A 15,026-nucleotide genomic window follows, 5' to 3' on the forward strand; every position below is an offset into this window, starting at 1 on the left:
CATGAAAATCCAGGCGCGACTTTAGCCGTCCGCAGACGGCTTGCAAGCCGGTCCGGTGCTCAGCGTCCGGTGAAAGCGGATTCCAATGCCTTCAACCAACGCGGTTTTAGAACGCCCCGTGGTCGGAATTTATTCCGTGATTGCGCCGCCGGCAAACCAGGCCCCTCCTGGACACGGGAACCCGTCAGATGACGGATCAGGATGGTGACGTCGCCTCACGCAGCTTGGCGACAAATCCGGTCAAGGTCCGGTGCAGCGACTTCAGCTCCTCGACTTCCAGCGGCATGGCGCAGGCAAGGCCTGCGGATACGTCCTTGATGCGGGCGCGCAGCGCCTGGCCCTTGGCAGTCGGTTCGACCAGCACGCGGCGCTCGTCGGCCGGATCGCGACGGCGGGTGACGAGACCAGCCGCTTCCATCCGCTTGAGCAGCGGCGTCAATGTCGCCGAATCCAGCCCCAGCGCCTCGCCGAGTTCGCCGACCGTGCTCGGCGCATGCTGCCACAGCGCCAGCATCGCCAAATATTGCGGATAGGTCAGGCCGAGCGGGTCAAGCAGCGGCCGATAGAGCTTGGTCATCAGCCCGCTCGCCGAATAGAGCGCGAAGCAGAGCTGTTGGTCGAGGCGCGGAACGGCGATCCTCCCGGCGGTGTCCGCCGGGACTTCGCTGGCCCTGGTTTCGGTCTTCGTCGTCATGCTGCCTTTGCCGGAAGCGCCACTGTCGAAAGCGCCACCTCGATATTGCCTTTGATCGCATTGGAATAGGGGCAAATCTGATGCGCTGCCGATACAAGCGCTTCCGCCGCCGCCTGATCAAGGCCTTTGGTCTCCGCGGCGAGTGCGACACCAAGTTTGAAGCCTTCACCATTGGGAAGCAGGCTGACGGTGGCGCTCACCGCCGCATCCTCCAGCGGCAGCTTCTGCTTGCGCGCGACGAAGCGGATGGCGCTTTCGAAGCAGGCGGCATAGCCGACCGCGAACAGCTGCTCGGGATTGGTGGCGCCACCCTGTCCGCCGAGCTCCTTCGGCAAAGCGAGGTCGACCTTCAGCAGGCCGTCGCTGGTCTCGCCGTGGCCGGCGCGGCCGCCGGTGACGCGAGCCTGTGTGGTGTAGAGTGCCATGTCAGTTCTCCATTTGATTTGTAAACGATTATTTAGTGTACAATGTAATTCGGGTCAACAGCCGTGGCCAAACTCTCGGCCGGCAATCGTTCACAGTCTGGTGAAACGAAAAAAGGCGGCCGAAGCCGCCTTTTCAAAATCCTTGGACGAGATCTTATTCGGCCGGGGTCGCTTCAGCCGCCTTTGCAGCCTCGTCGGCGGCCTTCTTCTCGGCGGCTTCCTTGGCGGCCGTCTCGGCGGCCAGCGCCTGGGCAGCGGCAACCTTCTCGGCTTCGATGCGGGCCTTCTCGGCGTTCAGCGCGTCGCGTTCTTCATCGTTGAGCTTGCGGGCGCGCACGCCGGTGTTTTCCGAAATACGGGCCGACTTGCCGCGACGGTCGCGCAAATAATAGAGCTTGGCGCGGCGCACCTTGCCGCGGCGCACGATCTCGACGCCTTCGACCATCGGCGAGTAGACCGGGAAAACGCGCTCGACGCCTTCGCCGTAGGAGATCTTGCGGACGGTGAAATTTTCCTGGAAGCCGGCGCCGGCGCGGGCGATGACGACGCCCTCATAGGCCTGGACGCGGGTGCGGGTGCCTTCGGTCACGCGGACCTGCACGCGCACGGTGTCGCCGGGCTGAAACTCGGGAAGCTTGCGCTTGGCTTCGATCTTGGCGGCCTGTTCGGCCTCGAGCTGACGGATGATATCCATCTCAATAGTCCACTTCTTGTTCTTCCGACAGTCAGAGCGTCCGACACTCGCCTTGCAGTTCCATTGACCGCTCGGCTATGCCCTTTGTCCCCGAGACATCTTGTCTTCGAAACATTGGGCAGGGGCGACTACACCGTCATTGTTGACGGGTCCGGGAGATTTTTCTCGCCAGTACGGGCGGGCACATACAGCTATTTCACTGACTTGTCACGCCTTGGCCCTGTCTTTTTTGGTCGCATGCCACCACGCAATCGTCCAGTGCAGGGTTGCGCCGGCCCTTCAAGCTTCCTAATCCGGGAGCAGCACACTTGTCCGGCGGCCTCACAATGTCTGTTTTCGACGCAGTCCTGCTCTTCCTCGCGGGTTTTCTGTCAGGCGCCGTCAACGCCGTTGCCGGCGGCGGCACCTTCATAACCTTCGGCGCCATGACGCTGGCCGGCCTGCCGCCGATCGTCGCCAACGCCACGTCCTCGGTAACGCAGTTTCCCGGTTACATCACCTCGACGCTGGCTTACTGGACCGACATCAAGCATTTCTGGCGCGGCGCGCTGCTGCTTTGCCTGATCTCGGCTTTGGGCGCGCTGGCTGGTGCGCTCATCCTGCTGGCGCTCTCAAATCCGTCGTTCCGCGCCCTCGTGCCGTGGCTGCTGCTGGCCGCAACCGCCTTGTTCGCCGCCGGGCCGTGGCTGAAACCAACGCCGAAGCCTGGGCATGAAGCCACGGTCGGCTCTCTGGCCGGTTCGCTGGCGCAGTTCGCTACCGCCATCTATGGCGGCTTCTTCGGCGCCGGCATGGGCGTCATGATGCTGGCGACGCTCGGCCTGACGCAATCCGGCGACTATCACCGGCTGAACGCGCTGAAGAACATGCTGGCCGTGGTCATCGCCGCCGTTGCCATACTGGTCTTCGTTTCCGGCGGCGTTGTTGCCTGGCCTCAGGCAATCGTCATGATCCCCGGCGGCGCGCTCGGCGGCTATGCCGGCGTCTGGATCGCCAAGCGCGTGCCGCAAAACGCAGTACGCGGCTTCGTCATCGCCGTCGGCCTGTTTCTCGCCGTCTACTATTTTGCCAAGGGCTGAGCGGCGAGCAAATCCGGCCGCCGCTCCTTCGTCAGCCTCTCGGACTCTGCGCGGCGCCAGGCGGCGATCTTCTTGTGATTGCCGGAAACCAGCACGTCGGGGATTGGCCTGCCTTCGAACTCCTGCGGTCGCGTGTAATGCGGATGTTCGAGCAGACCGTTCTCAAAACTTTCTTCCTCGCCTGATACCGCATTGCCCATCACACCGGGCAACAGCCGGACCACGGCATCGAGCAGCACCAGGGCTGCCGGCTCGCCACCGGAGAGGATGAAATCGCCGATCGAGACTTCCTCCAGCCCACGCGCCTCGATCAATCGCTGGTCTACACCCTCGAAGCGGCCGCAGACGATGACGGCGCCCGGCCCGGCGGCCAGCTCGCGCACCCGCGCCTGCGTCAACGGCTTGCCGCGCGGGCTCATCAGCAATTTTGGCCGCGGATCGCCGGACGGCGAGGTGTGGTCGATCGCCTTGGCCAGCACATCGGCGCGCATCACCATGCCGGCGCCACCGCCGGCCGGCGTGTCGTCGACGGTGTGATGGCGATCGCTGGCGAAGTCGCGGATCTGGATAGCTTCCAGCGACCATGTCCCGACTTCGAGCGCCCGTCCGGCCAGCGACAGGCCTAGCCCGCCCGGAAACATCTCGGGATAGAGCGTCAGCACCGAAGCCTTGAACGTCACCGGTTGCCCCCGGCGTCGCGTGGCCCGCGCGGCCGGCCCTTCGCGTCGAAGTCTTCTTCGCGCGGCGCCTCGCCATCCTCGTCCTCGACCAGCCCGGCCGCCGCCGGATCGACACGGACAAAACCTTCGGCAACCACCACCTGCGGCACGGCGGCCTGCGTGAACGGGATCAGCACGCCTTTGCGCCCGCCAAGCGTGACATCGAGAATGTCGCCGCCGCCGAAATTGTGTACCGCGACCACCTTGCCGACAACCGCATCCGTGTCGTCGCGGACTTCCAGCCCGACGAGATCGGCGTGGTAGAACTCGTCCTCTTCGCCATCGTCCGGCAGCATCGAGCGGTCGACGAACAGCTCCGTGCCGGCCAGCGCCTCGGCGGCGTTGCGGTCGGCAATGCCCTTGAAACGCACCACGACGACAGTGTTTGCCGGCCTTATGTCGATGATCTGGAAGGCGCGGCCGTCCTTGGCATAGAGCGGGCCATAATCCGCCAGCGCCAGCGGCTCGCCGGTGAAGGTTTTCACCCGCAATTCGCCCTTGATGCCGTGGGCGGCGCCGATCACGGCCATTTGCACGGGGTTCTGGGGCTTCGACATGGCTGATATCCTTTGCCCTGCTCTAACGCCCTACCGGCGTCATTTCAATGATCGCCCGTGGCCATTTCAATGACAGGTTCTTCACCGCTTCCTAACCCGGCTGCCTGACAATGGCGGCATGCAGGAATTTCTCATCCCGGCAAAACCCGACCTCCAGGCAGCGCGCGAAAGCTGGCTGAAGATGCTGGCGCGCGAGCGTCGGCTGTCACCGGCGACTGTCGAGGCCTACGAGCGCGACACGCGCCAGTTCCTGCATTTCCTGACCGGACATTGCGGCGGCTCGCCCGGCATTTCCGACATCGCAACCTTACGCCCGGCCGATCTGCGCGGCTTTCTTGCCGCGCGGCGCAACGCTGGCGCTGGCGCCCGCACGCTCGGCCGGGGTCTTGCCGGCATCCGTTCGCTGCTGCGTTTCCTCGAACGGCGCGGCCTCGCCAACGCCGCGGGTGCAGCAGCTTTGCGCGCGCCGCGCCAGCCGAAATCGCTGCCCAAGCCGCTGACCGCCAGCGATGCCAAACATGTCGTGTCGGTGGAAGGCCAGCTGGCTGAAGAGCCCTGGATCGCCGCCCGCAACGCCGCCGTGCTGACGCTGCTTTATGGATCGGGCCTGCGCATTTCCGAAGCGCTGGGCCTCAGCGCCGCCGACCTGGCATCGGAAGCCGACACCGTGCTGCGCGTCACCGGCAAGGGTGGCAAGACACGGCTGGTGCCGGTGCTGCCGGTGGCGCTCAGGGCAATCGCCGAATACCGAAAACTGTGTCCCTACCATCTCGATCCCAAGGGCCTGCTGTTTCGCGGCGCCCGCGGCGGGCCGCTCAACCCGGCCATCGTCCAGCGCGACATGGCCAGGCTGCGCTCGGCGCTGAACCTGCCTGACACCGCGACGCCGCACGCGTTGCGCCATTCCTTCGCCACCCATCTGCTCGGGCGCGGCGGCGACCTGCGCACCATCCAGGAACTGCTCGGCCACGCCAGCCTGTCAACGACGCAGGTCTATACCGGCGTCGACACCGCAAGACTGCTCGAGATTTACGAATCCGCGCATCCCCGCGCGTGACCACTGTATAAGTCCAGGACAATTTCCCCACGCCGGTTAACCGTTTCGCCGCTTTTCAGTCCTAGAACCGCACCATGAAACGCGCCCTTGCCATTGCCGATCGCGCGGCCCTTGTGTCGCTGAAGCTGCTCGTCGCGCTCAACGCCGTGTTTTGCCTGTCTTTTCTCGTCGTGCTGCTGCTTGCCATGGGCAGGGCGCATGCCGAAGCCCCGGCCTGCGCCGGCGCCGATCTGCTGTCGGCCCTGCAGAAGGAAGACCCCGCCACCTATTCCAGGATCGAGACGGAAGCAGCAGCGACGCTGAACGGCAAGGGCCTGTTGTGGAAGCTGGAGAAATCAGGCGAAAAGGCATCCTTCCTGTTCGGCACCATGCACATGACCGACCCGCGCGTGACCACTCTGCCGCCGGCAGCCAGGAAAGCCTATGACGCCGCCGGCACCATCATCATCGAGACCACCGACGTGCTCGACAAGCAGAAGATGATGGAGGCCATGCTCAAGGAACCCGAGCTGATGATGTTCACCGACAACACGACGTTGTCGTCGCTGTTGTCGCCGGAGGATGCGGCGGTGGTGAACAAAGGGCTCGATGCGCGCGGCATTCCGCCGGCGAGCGTCTCCAAGATGAAGCCGTGGCTGCTGTCGGCCATGGTCGCGCTGCCGGTCTGTGAGGTCGCCCGTCAGGCAGGCGGCGCACCGGTTCTGGACGTCAAGCTGGCGCAGGACGCCAAGGCCTTGGGGAAGCCGGTGGAAGGGTTGGAGACCGCTGCCAGCCAGCTGCGCGCCATGGCCTCGCTACCGATTGCGTTCCACATCAAAGGGCTGGTCGAGACCCTGAAGCTCGGCGACAAGATAAACGACATCAACGAAACCATGATCGTGCTTTACCAGCGCGGCGACACCGGCACCTTCTGGCCGCTGTTGCGTTCGATCTCGCCCGACGAAGACGACGACGCAGGTTACGCCGAATTCGACCGGACGATGATCACCGGCCGCAACAAGGTCATGGCCGACCATGCCGCACCGATCCTGGCCAAGGGCAATGCCTTCATGGCCGTCGGCGCCATGCATCTTCCCGGCCCCGAAGGCCTGGTCGAGGATTTTCGCAAGGCCGGCTATACCGTCACCGCCGTCGACTGAGCAGCGCCCGTCTTGAATACCGAATCACGTAAGCCCGGCTCTGTGCGGTGCGCAACTGATTCGCAAAGCGGAGGCGGTTGGCCCTATTTTTGGCGGAAAAGGCCAGCTAAGCTCGTTCTACCTCGTTCGTGATTGATTTTGCGGGGGAAATACAGGCCAACGAGCGGTTGCGAATCAGAATTTTCCTGCGTTCGTCAATTTGAAGGCCTAGTATGAACCCGTTCAACGGTTGCGCGTTGAGGGGTGTTGATTGATGCTTTTCATCCACGGAGGACACTTTTATGGCGAACCCTAACGATCCAGCGCCCAGGTCGGGTGGTGGCAGCGGCTGGCTGATTGCGCTGGTCGTCGTCATCCTTGCGATTGTCGCGTACTATGTTTTCGGCAGAAGCGGCGAACATCCTGCACCCGCAGAGCCGCCGGCAGCCAGCACACCGGCGCCCGCACCTGCACCGGCTGAGCCGATGAAGCCCGCCGAACCGGCTCCCGCACCAGCCCCTGCTCCCGCACCGGCTCCTGCGCCAGCCCCGGCACCCGCGCCCGCTCCGGCGCCGAGCCCGTAATCTGGCCAACTGATCTGGCATCTTGATTCCAGCCAAGAACGGCCCGCTGAAAAGCGGGCCGTTTTGTTTGAGGCACCTATCGGCGAGCGTCGCGATTCTTCACCGCCCCCTCTGTCCTGCCGGACATCTCCCCCTCGAGAGGGGAGATCGGCAGTTCACGAACAGCGCCAGGTTAGAAACGTGAGAAACTTGAAGGCTCGCGACGCGGCGGTGAAGTCCAATCTCCCCCGTTGAGGGGGAGATGGCCGGCAGGCCAGAGGGGGGGTGCTGTCCCTCCAGCGTTTCCTTAAATATGGATCGGCTTGAAGAACGTCGCCAGCGCCGCTTCCTTGACCGCTTCCGACATCGTCGGATGCGCGTGGCAGGTGCGGGCGAGGTCTTCCGAGGAGCCGCCGAACTCCATCAGCACCGCCGCCTCATGGATCATCTCGCCGGCGCCGAAGCCGACAATGTGGACGCCGAGCACGCGGTCGCTGGCTTTGTCGGCGAGGATTTTCACGAAGCCGTCTGTGTGCAGCATGGCGCGCGCGCGGCCGTTGGCGGTGAACGGGAATTTGCCGGTTTTGTAGTCGATGCCGGCCTTCCTCAGCTCTTCCTCTGTCTTGCCGACCGAAGCGATTTCCGGGCTGGTGTAGACGACGCTCGGAATGACGTCGTAATTCACATGGCCGGCCTGGCCGGCAATGGTCTCGGCCACCGCCACGCCTTCATCCTCGGCCTTGTGCGCCAGCATCGGCCCGGCGATGACGTCGCCAATGGCGTAGATGCCGGCCACGTTGGTCCTGAGATGCCCGTCGGTCTTGACCCGGCCGCGCTCGTCGACCTCGACGCCGGCTTCTTTCAACCCGAGGCTGTCGGAATAGGCCCGGCGTCCGGTCGAGATCAGCACCGCGTCGGCCTCGATGGTCTCGGCCGCACCACCCCTGACCGGTTCGAACGCAACGGCGGCGCCCTTTTTGGCCTTGGTCACCCCTGTCACCTTGGCGCCGAGCTTGAACTCGAAACCCTGCTTGGAAAGCAGGCGCTGGAACTGCTTGGAGACCTCGCCGTCCATGCCGCCCAGGATGGTGTCGAGGAATTCGACCACGGTGACCTTGGCGCCGAGCCGTGCCCAGACCGAGCCGAGCTCCAGACCGATGACCCCACCGCCGACCACCACCAGATGTCCCGGCACTTTCTCCAGCGACAGCGCGCCGGTCGACGATACGATCACCTTCTCGTCGATGTCGACCTTGACGCCGGGAATGCCGGCGACATCGGAGCCCGTGGCAATAACGATGTTTTTCGTCTGGATCTCCTCGACCTTGCCGTCCTCAGCCGTCACCAACACCTTGCCGGCCGCAACCACCTTCCCGGTGCCACGGAAACTATCGATCTTGTTTTTCTTGAACAGGAAGGCGACGCCATTGACGTTGGCCGAAACGGTCGCGTCCTTGTGCGCCATCATCTTCTTCAGATTGAGTTTCGGCGCCGGTATCTCGACGCCCAGCGCATCGAAGGAATGGCCGGCCTCGGCGAACATCTCCGAGGCATAAAGCAGCGCCTTGGATGGGATGCAGCCGATGTTCAGGCAGGTGCCGCCGAAAGTGGCGTTCTTCTCGACCACCGCGACCTTGAGCCCGAGCTGTGCCGCCTTGATGGCACAGACATAGCCGCCCGGTCCCGACCCTATGATAACGACATCATAAGCCATGTTCGTTTCCCTTAGCTTGGGGCTCAGCGGCCGCCGCTTACATTCAGGATTGCGCCCGTCGTGTAGGACGCTTCATCCGACAAAAGATAGAGAACGGCATGCGCGACTTCATCCGCCGTGCCGGCTCGTTTCATCGGCAGCATGTCGCGGAACCGCTCGACCCGGTCCGGCTGGCCGCCCGAAGCGTGGATCTCGGTGTCGATGATGCCCGGCCGTATCGCGTTGACGCGCACGCCTTCGGTCGCGACTTCGCGCGCCAGGCCGAGCGTAAAAGTGTCGATCGCCGCCTTGGACGCTGCATAGTCGACATATTCGCCGGGCGAGCTGTGTAGCGACGCCGCGGACGAGATGTTGACGATGGCGCCGCCCTGGCCGCCATGCTTGCTCGACATGCGTTTGACCGCTTCGCGCGCGCACAGGAACGAGCCGATGACGTTGATGCGCATCATGCGCTCCAGCCGCGCCAGGCTCATCTCATCGACGCGCGCCTTGACGTCGACGACGCCGGCATTGTTGACCAGCGCGTCGAGCCGGCCATAGGCGCGATCGACGGCTTCGAACATGGCGACGATGTCGGCTTCGACGCCGACGTCGCCCTTGACGGCAAATGCCTCGCCACCCGCCGCCTCGATTTCGTCGACCAGCGCCTTGGCGGCAGCCTCGTTCGAGGCATAGTTGACCGCGACCCGGTAGCGCGCCTTTGCCGCAAGCCGGCAGGTGGCCGCGCCAATGCCACGACTGCCGCCGGTGACCAGAAGCACCTTCTTGGACGCGCTCATTCCTGGCAACCTTTCAGCAGAAACACGTCCCATGGCAGTTTTGAGAAACCGTTCGGGCCGAAGGCCGTCGACATCTGCAGCGACGGCCCGAGATCGGGGAAGATCAGGCTCTGCGGCGCGTCCGTGCCTTCCGCCGCCAGGAGCGCGATGTTGCCCTTGTCGTCGGCGCTGTAGATGACGCCATGCCAGACCGTGCAGGCGGCAAGCTCGTCACCGGTGACGTCGCCGGTCGGGCATTTGTACATCAGCGACCCTTGCGGTCGCGAAACACCGGATGTCCACATGACAATGCCGTCGAGAACGATGCCCTTGTCGAGCACCATCTTGAACGAGTTGGTGACGGTGACCGCATCCGTCGTCGGCCGGAAATCAATGCCGGCCTCGCTTTCGGCATCGCCATAGACAGCAAGCGCCAGCGGGCAGGCGGCATGCGCCTCGTAACCCGCTGCGAGAACAGCCAGCCCGGCCATAAATCCGATCATTGGCGAAGCGATGTTTGTCATGAATTGCTCGGGCTGCTCTCGCGGCCGTCGGCGTTTTCGAGCACCTCGAAATCGGTCATCAAGACCAGCGGCTCGCCGGCCGCATCCAGTCCCCAGAAGGAATAATAGTTCCCATCACCGAAGCCAGTGTCGAACATGGCTATATTAAGCGGATTTCCATCAACCGGATTATCCATGCGGAACTTGTCGAACGAGCATGCAACGTCAGCAAGATAGCTGTCGAGTTCCTCCTGCTCGGACATCAGCGTCAGAACCGACTTGTCCATGAACGAAGCAACATTGTCATCGACAATAAATCCAGACTTCCAGGACGATGTGCCGACGTCGCGGACGAAGGCAGCCAACTCCCACCGCACCGGCAAGCCAGTGCCAAACCGCAATACCGCTGCAGCAACACGGCCTTGCGCCTCAAGCAACGTGACTGGATAGCATCCCGGCCTGACCTTACGGCTAAACACAGGCCGTTCCAGCCCGGTAATCAGTGGATCGCAAGCGATGATTTCGCCGGTCGGTAGCTCAAGCTCACCGATCGCGGTGACGATGATCTTCCGCTCCGCCATTTCGGCTTCGCTGAGAGCGAAGACACCGAGATTGCTGCTCGCCGGCGCCGAATCCCATTCAGTCGAGGTCGCCGGCGGAGAGATGGCGGCGGAAGCCGCCGGCCGGGAACGCCTCAATACGCTACCCGCTACTCGACCCAGCTTGAACCCAAACCGCGCCAGCCAGCCGCTCATGACGGATCAGCTCCGATCACAAATCAAGCACCAGCCGTTCGGGATCCTCCAGGCTATCCTTGACGCGGACCAGGAAGGTCACGGCTTCCTTGCCGTCGACGATACGGTGATCGTAGCTCAGCGCCAAGTACATCATCGGCCGGATCACGATCTGGCCGCCGACCACGACCGGCCGGTCCTGGATCTTGTGCATGCCCAAAATGCCGGACTGCGGCGCATTGAGGATCGGCGTCGACATCAGTGAGCCGTAAACGCCGCCATTGGAGATGGTGAACGTACCACCCTGCATGTCGGCGACCGACAGCTTGCCGTCCCGCGCGGCAATGCCCAGCCGGCCGATATCCTTTTCGATCTCGGCAATCGACATTTGGTCGGCATTGCGCACCACTGGCACGACGAGACCCTTTTCGGTGCCGACGGCAACGCCGATATGGGCATAGTTCTTGAAGATGATGTCGGTGCCGTCGATCTCGGCATTGACCGAGGGGATTTCCTTCAATGCGTGCGTAACCGCTTTGGTGAAGAAGCCCATGAAGCCGAGCTTCACGCCGTGCTTCTTCTCGAAGATGTCCTTGTACTTGGTCCTGAGCGCCATCACCGCCGACATGTCGACCTCGTTGAAGGTGGTCAGCATGGCGGCGGTCGACTGCGCTTCCTTGAGCCGGCGCGCAATGGTCTGGCGCAGCTTGGTCATGCGCACGCGCTCCTCGCGCGACGCATCGTCGCCCGAGGACGGCGCACGCACGGCGACCGGAGCCGGTGCGGCCTTCGGAATTTCGGCCGGCTGCGACGGCGCGCCCTTGGAAATCGCGTCGAGCACGTCGCCCTTCAGCACCTGGCCGCGCTTGCCCGAGCCAGAAACCTGGTCGACCGACAGATTGTTCTCGGCGATCAGCTTTGCGGCAGCTGGCGCCGGCGGCATTGTGCGCGGCTCGACCGGCCCGGCATCGCCGGCTATCTTGGCGGTCTCGGCCGCGGCCTGCTTGGTCGTATGTGCCGCGTCGGGGCTCGACGCCTGCGACACAGCTTGCGGCTTGGTCTCCTGCTTGGACGCCGGGGCGGCCGTGGCGACGCCTGCCGAGATCGAACCCAGCAACGCGCCGACGCCGACGGTCTCGCCTTCCTTGGCGGTGATCTCGCCCAGCGTGCCGGCGGCGGCGGCAGGCACCTCCACCGTCACCTTGTCGGTTTCGAGCTCGACCAGCGGCTCGTCGACGGCAATGGCATCGCCGACCTTCTTGAACCACTTGCCTATGGTCGCCTCGGTGACGGATTCGCCGAGAGTGGGAACGCGGATTTCGGTAGCCATTGTGCCTGTTCCGTTTCTTCTCTGTCTGTTCTATTCGCCGGGTTTGTTCTATTCGCCGAGCGCGTCTTCGAGCAGGGCGGCGAGCTGCGCCAAATGCTTCGACATCAAGCCGGTCGCCGGCGATGCCGCCGCAGGACGTCCGGTATAGCGCACCCGCTGGTGCTTGGCGTCGATATGCGCCAGCACCCATTCCAGATACGGATCGATGAACGACCAGGCGCCCATATTCTTGGGTTCCTCCTGGCACCACACCATCTCGGCATTGCGGAAGCGCGACAGTTCGGTGATCAGCGCCTTGGCCGGGAACGGATAGAGCTGTTCGACGCGCAAGAGATAGATGTCGTTGATGCCGCGCTTCTCGCGTTCCTCGTACAGGTCGTAATAGACCTTGCCCGAGCACAGCACGACGCGGCGGATTTTGGAATCCTTGGTGAGCTTGATCGCCTGGTTCTGCAACAGCTGGGCGTCGTCCCACAACAGCCGGTGGAACGAGCTTTCGCCCGAAATCTCCGGCAGCGTCGACACTGCCCGCTTGTGGCGCAGCAGCGACTTCGGCGTCATCAGGATCAGCGGCTTGCGGAAGTCGCGCTTCAGTTGCCGGCGCAATATGTGGAAGTAGTTTGCCGGCGTGGTGCAGTTGGCGACTTGCATATTGTCTTCGGCGCAGAGCTGCAGGAAACGCTCGAGCCGGGCCGAGGAATGTTCCGGCCCCTGGCCCTCATAGCCATGCGGCAGCAGGCAGACCAGGCCCGACATGCGCAGCCACTTGCGCTCGCCCGACGAGATAAACTGGTCGAACACCACCTGGGCGCCGTTGGCGAAATCGCCGAACTGCGCTTCCCAGAGCGTCAGCGCCTTAGGCTCGGCCAGGCTGTAGCCATACTCGAAGCCGAGCACCGCCTCTTCCGACAGCATCGAGTTGATGACTTCGTAGCCGGCCTGTGCGGCCGAGAGATTGTTGAGCGGGATGTAGCGGGTCTCGTCGCGCTGATCGTAGAGCACGGAATGGCGCTGCGAGAAGGTGCCGCGTTCTGAATCCTGGCCGGAGAGCCGGATCGGATTGCCGTCGAGCAGGATGGCGCCGAAGGCCAGCGCCTCGGCCGTCGACCAGTCGATGCCTTCGCCGGAGTCGATCGCCTGGCGGCGGTTTTCGAGGAAGCGGATGATGGTCTTGTGCGCCTCGAAACCTTTCGGCACCTCGGTCAGTTTCTTGCCGATGTCCTTCAGCACCTTGACCGGCACGGCGGTCTTGCCGCGGCGCTGTTCGTCCTGGTTGTCGGCGGTGCGCAAACCAGACCAGGCGCCGTCCAGCCAGTCGGCCTTGTTGGGCTTGTAGTGCTGGCCGACTTCCCATTCGGACTCCAGATGGGCGCGCCAGTCGGCCTTCATCTTGTCGAGTTCGGCCTGGCTGATATGGCCCTCGGCGATCAGCCGGTCGCCATAGATCTGCACCGTCGTCTTGTGGTTGCGGATGTTGGCGTACATGATCGGCTGCGTGAAGGCCGGTTCGTCGCCCTCATTGTGGCCGAAGCGGCGATAGCAGAACATGTCCACCACCACCGGCTTGTGGAACTTCATGCGAAATTCGATCGCCACCTTGGTGGCATGCACCACCGCTTCCGGGTCGTCGCCATTGACGTGGAAGATCGGCGCCTCGATCATCTTGGCGACGTCGGACGGATAGGGCGACGAGCGCGAGAAGCGCGGATTGGTGGTGAAGCCGATCTGGTTGTTGATGATGAAATGCAGCGTGCCGGCGACGCGGTGGCCGCGCAGGCCCGACAGGCCGAGAATTTCCGCGATTACGCCCTGGCCAGCAAAGGCGGCGTCGCCATGCAGAAGCAGCGGCAGCACCTTGGCGCGCTCTTCCAGCGGCACGATCTCCTCGCGGCTGCGGCCGAACAGATAATCCTGCTTGGCGCGCGCCTTGCCCATCACAACCGGATCGACGATTTCCAGATGCGAAGGATTGGCGGTCAGCGACAGATGCACCTTGTTGCCGTCGAATTCGCGGTCCGACGAGGCGCCGAGATGGTACTTGACGTCGCCCGAGCCCTCGACCTCGTCAGGAGCGGCCGAGCCGCCCTTGAATTCGTGGAAGATGGCGCGATGCGGTTTGGCCATCACCTGGGACAGCACGTTCAGCCGGCCGCGATGCGCCATGCCGAGCACGATCTCCTTCATGCCGAGCTGGCCGCCGCGCTTGATGATCTGCTCCAGCGCCGGGATCAGGCCTTCGCTGCCATCGAGGCCGAAGCGCTTGGTACCCTTGTACTTGACATCGATGAACTGCTCGAAGCCTTCGGCCTCGACCAGCTTCTGCAGGATCGCTTTTTTTCCCGTAGCGGTGAAGGAAATCTCCTTGTCGGCACCCTCGATGCGCGCCTGGATCCAGGCCTTCTCCTCGGGGTCGGAAATGTGCATGAACTCGACACCGAGCGTCGAGCAATAGGTGCGGGTCAGGATCTCCAGCATCTGCCGGATGGTGCCGAATTCGAGGCCGAGCACATTGTCGAGGAAGATCGGCCGGTCGTAGTCGGCTGCGGTGAAACCGTAATTCTCCGGGGACAGCTCGTTATAGTCCTCAAGCGGCTTGGCGATGCCGAGCGGGTCGAGATTGGCATGCAGATGGCCGCGCATGCGGAAGGCGCGGATCATCATGATGGCGCGCACCGAATCGCGCGTCGCCTGATGCACGTCGGCATCCGACAGCACGACGCCATTGGTGACCGCCTTGTCCTTGACCTTCTTTTCCAGATGCTTCTCGACGATGCCCCAATTGCCGTCGAGCGCCGACACCAGTTCGCCATTGGCCTGCAGCGGCCAGGAGGGCTTTGCCCAGGAAGCGCCCTTGGCGTTCTTGCGCACATCGCCGGCGTCGTCCTTCAGCCCGGCGAAAAAATCCTGCCATTCGGGGTTTACCGACTCTGGATCATCCTCATAGGACGCGTACAGCGCGTCGATATAGTCGGCATTGCCGCCATAGAGGAAAGAGGTGAGCGAAAATTGGTCGTTGGCCTGATCTTGTCTTGCCATTTTTGTCCGCGGAGCCTGGCTCCGTCTCCTTTTCAAAAGCGAATA

General features: G+C 63.4%; 14 protein-coding genes. 3 read left to right on the forward strand and 11 right to left on the reverse strand.

Features of this window, described 5'->3' with window-relative positions; genetic code table 11:
- Window positions 1-196 precede the first annotated feature (196 nt).
- From NKI05_RS21815 to rplS, 3 genes are all read right to left on the reverse strand, one after another.
- Window positions 197-694, reverse strand: a complete 498-nt coding sequence (locus NKI05_RS21815; RefSeq protein WP_023683877.1) for a MarR family winged helix-turn-helix transcriptional regulator — start codon at window positions 692-694, stop codon at window positions 197-199.
- Window positions 691-1,119: an organic hydroperoxide resistance protein gene (locus tag NKI05_RS21820; protein ID WP_023683876.1), complete on the reverse strand. Its 429-nt coding sequence runs from the start codon at window positions 1,117-1,119 to the stop codon at window positions 691-693. Before NKI05_RS21820 ends, NKI05_RS21815 begins: the two co-directional genes overlap by 4 nt.
- A 154-nt stretch (window positions 1,120-1,273) precedes the next feature.
- Window positions 1,274-1,813, reverse strand: coding sequence for a 50S ribosomal protein L19 (gene rplS / locus NKI05_RS21825; protein WP_023683875.1), 540 nt, complete (start codon window positions 1,811-1,813; stop codon window positions 1,274-1,276).
- Between the two features lie 326 nt (window positions 1,814-2,139).
- On the opposite strand from rplS, the gene NKI05_RS21830 reads away from it, so the two are divergent.
- Complete coding sequence (locus tag NKI05_RS21830; protein ID WP_023683874.1) at window positions 2,140-2,892, forward strand: sulfite exporter TauE/SafE family protein; 753 nt, start codon at window positions 2,140-2,142, stop codon at window positions 2,890-2,892.
- On the opposite strand, the gene trmD is transcribed toward NKI05_RS21830, so the two are convergent.
- Both trmD and rimM read right to left on the reverse strand, forming a co-directional pair.
- The gene (gene trmD / locus NKI05_RS21835) at window positions 2,874-3,572 is read right to left on the reverse strand and encodes a tRNA (guanosine(37)-N1)-methyltransferase TrmD (RefSeq protein WP_023670527.1); all 699 of its coding nucleotides are present in this window, start codon (window positions 3,570-3,572) and stop codon (window positions 2,874-2,876) included. The two genes, NKI05_RS21830 and trmD, sit on opposite strands and share 19 nt — an antisense overlap.
- Complete coding sequence (gene rimM, locus NKI05_RS21840) at window positions 3,569-4,168, reverse strand: ribosome maturation factor RimM (protein WP_023814767.1); 600 nt, start codon at window positions 4,166-4,168, stop codon at window positions 3,569-3,571. The genes trmD and rimM overlap by 4 nt, the downstream gene beginning before the upstream one ends.
- A gap of 118 nt (window positions 4,169-4,286) precedes the next feature.
- Between rimM and NKI05_RS21845 the strand changes: the two genes are divergently transcribed.
- Window positions 4,287-5,225, forward strand: a complete 939-nt coding sequence (locus NKI05_RS21845) for a tyrosine recombinase XerC (RefSeq protein WP_023670529.1) — start codon at window positions 4,287-4,289, stop codon at window positions 5,223-5,225.
- A 74-nt stretch (window positions 5,226-5,299) separates the two neighbouring features.
- Entirely contained in the window at window positions 5,300-6,364 is a 1,065-nt protein-coding gene (locus NKI05_RS21850; RefSeq protein WP_023683873.1) for a TraB/GumN family protein, read from the forward strand.
- A gap of 849 nt (window positions 6,365-7,213) precedes the next feature.
- On the opposite strand, the gene lpdA is transcribed toward NKI05_RS21850, so the two are convergent.
- Genes lpdA through NKI05_RS21880 form a run of 6 tightly spaced genes read right to left on the reverse strand, consistent with a single transcriptional unit; the run spans window position 7,214 to window position 14,981 of the window.
- Window positions 7,214-8,620 (reverse strand): dihydrolipoyl dehydrogenase, encoded by a 1,407-nt coding sequence (lpdA, locus tag NKI05_RS21855; RefSeq protein WP_352793134.1) that lies wholly within the window; start codon window positions 8,618-8,620, stop codon window positions 7,214-7,216.
- A 23-nt stretch (window positions 8,621-8,643) separates the two neighbouring features.
- A complete protein-coding gene (locus tag NKI05_RS21860; RefSeq protein ID WP_023683871.1) occupies window positions 8,644-9,399 on the reverse strand; it encodes an SDR family oxidoreductase in 756 nt (251 codons plus the stop codon).
- Window positions 9,396-9,902: a hypothetical protein gene (locus tag NKI05_RS21865; protein WP_023736766.1), complete on the reverse strand. Its 507-nt coding sequence runs from the start codon at window positions 9,900-9,902 to the stop codon at window positions 9,396-9,398. Before NKI05_RS21865 ends, NKI05_RS21860 begins: the two co-directional genes overlap by 4 nt.
- Window positions 9,899-10,636, reverse strand: coding sequence for a DUF4241 domain-containing protein (locus NKI05_RS21870; protein WP_050485860.1), 738 nt, complete (start codon window positions 10,634-10,636; stop codon window positions 9,899-9,901). Before NKI05_RS21870 ends, NKI05_RS21865 begins: the two co-directional genes overlap by 4 nt.
- A 16-nt stretch (window positions 10,637-10,652) precedes the next feature.
- Window positions 10,653-11,945, reverse strand: coding sequence for a 2-oxoglutarate dehydrogenase complex dihydrolipoyllysine-residue succinyltransferase (gene odhB, locus NKI05_RS21875; protein WP_023683869.1), 1,293 nt, complete (start codon window positions 11,943-11,945; stop codon window positions 10,653-10,655).
- A 48-nt stretch (window positions 11,946-11,993) separates the two neighbouring features.
- Window positions 11,994-14,981 carry a 2-oxoglutarate dehydrogenase E1 component gene (locus NKI05_RS21880; RefSeq protein WP_023670536.1) on the reverse strand — a complete coding sequence of 996 codons (2,988 nt, stop codon included), beginning with the start codon at window positions 14,979-14,981 and terminating at the stop codon, window positions 11,994-11,996.
- Window positions 14,982-15,026 lie beyond the last annotated feature (45 nt).

Origin of the sequence: Mesorhizobium sp. M0771 (assembly GCF_040320155.1) — a bacterium.
GTDB lineage: Bacteria > Pseudomonadota > Alphaproteobacteria > Rhizobiales > Rhizobiaceae > Mesorhizobium.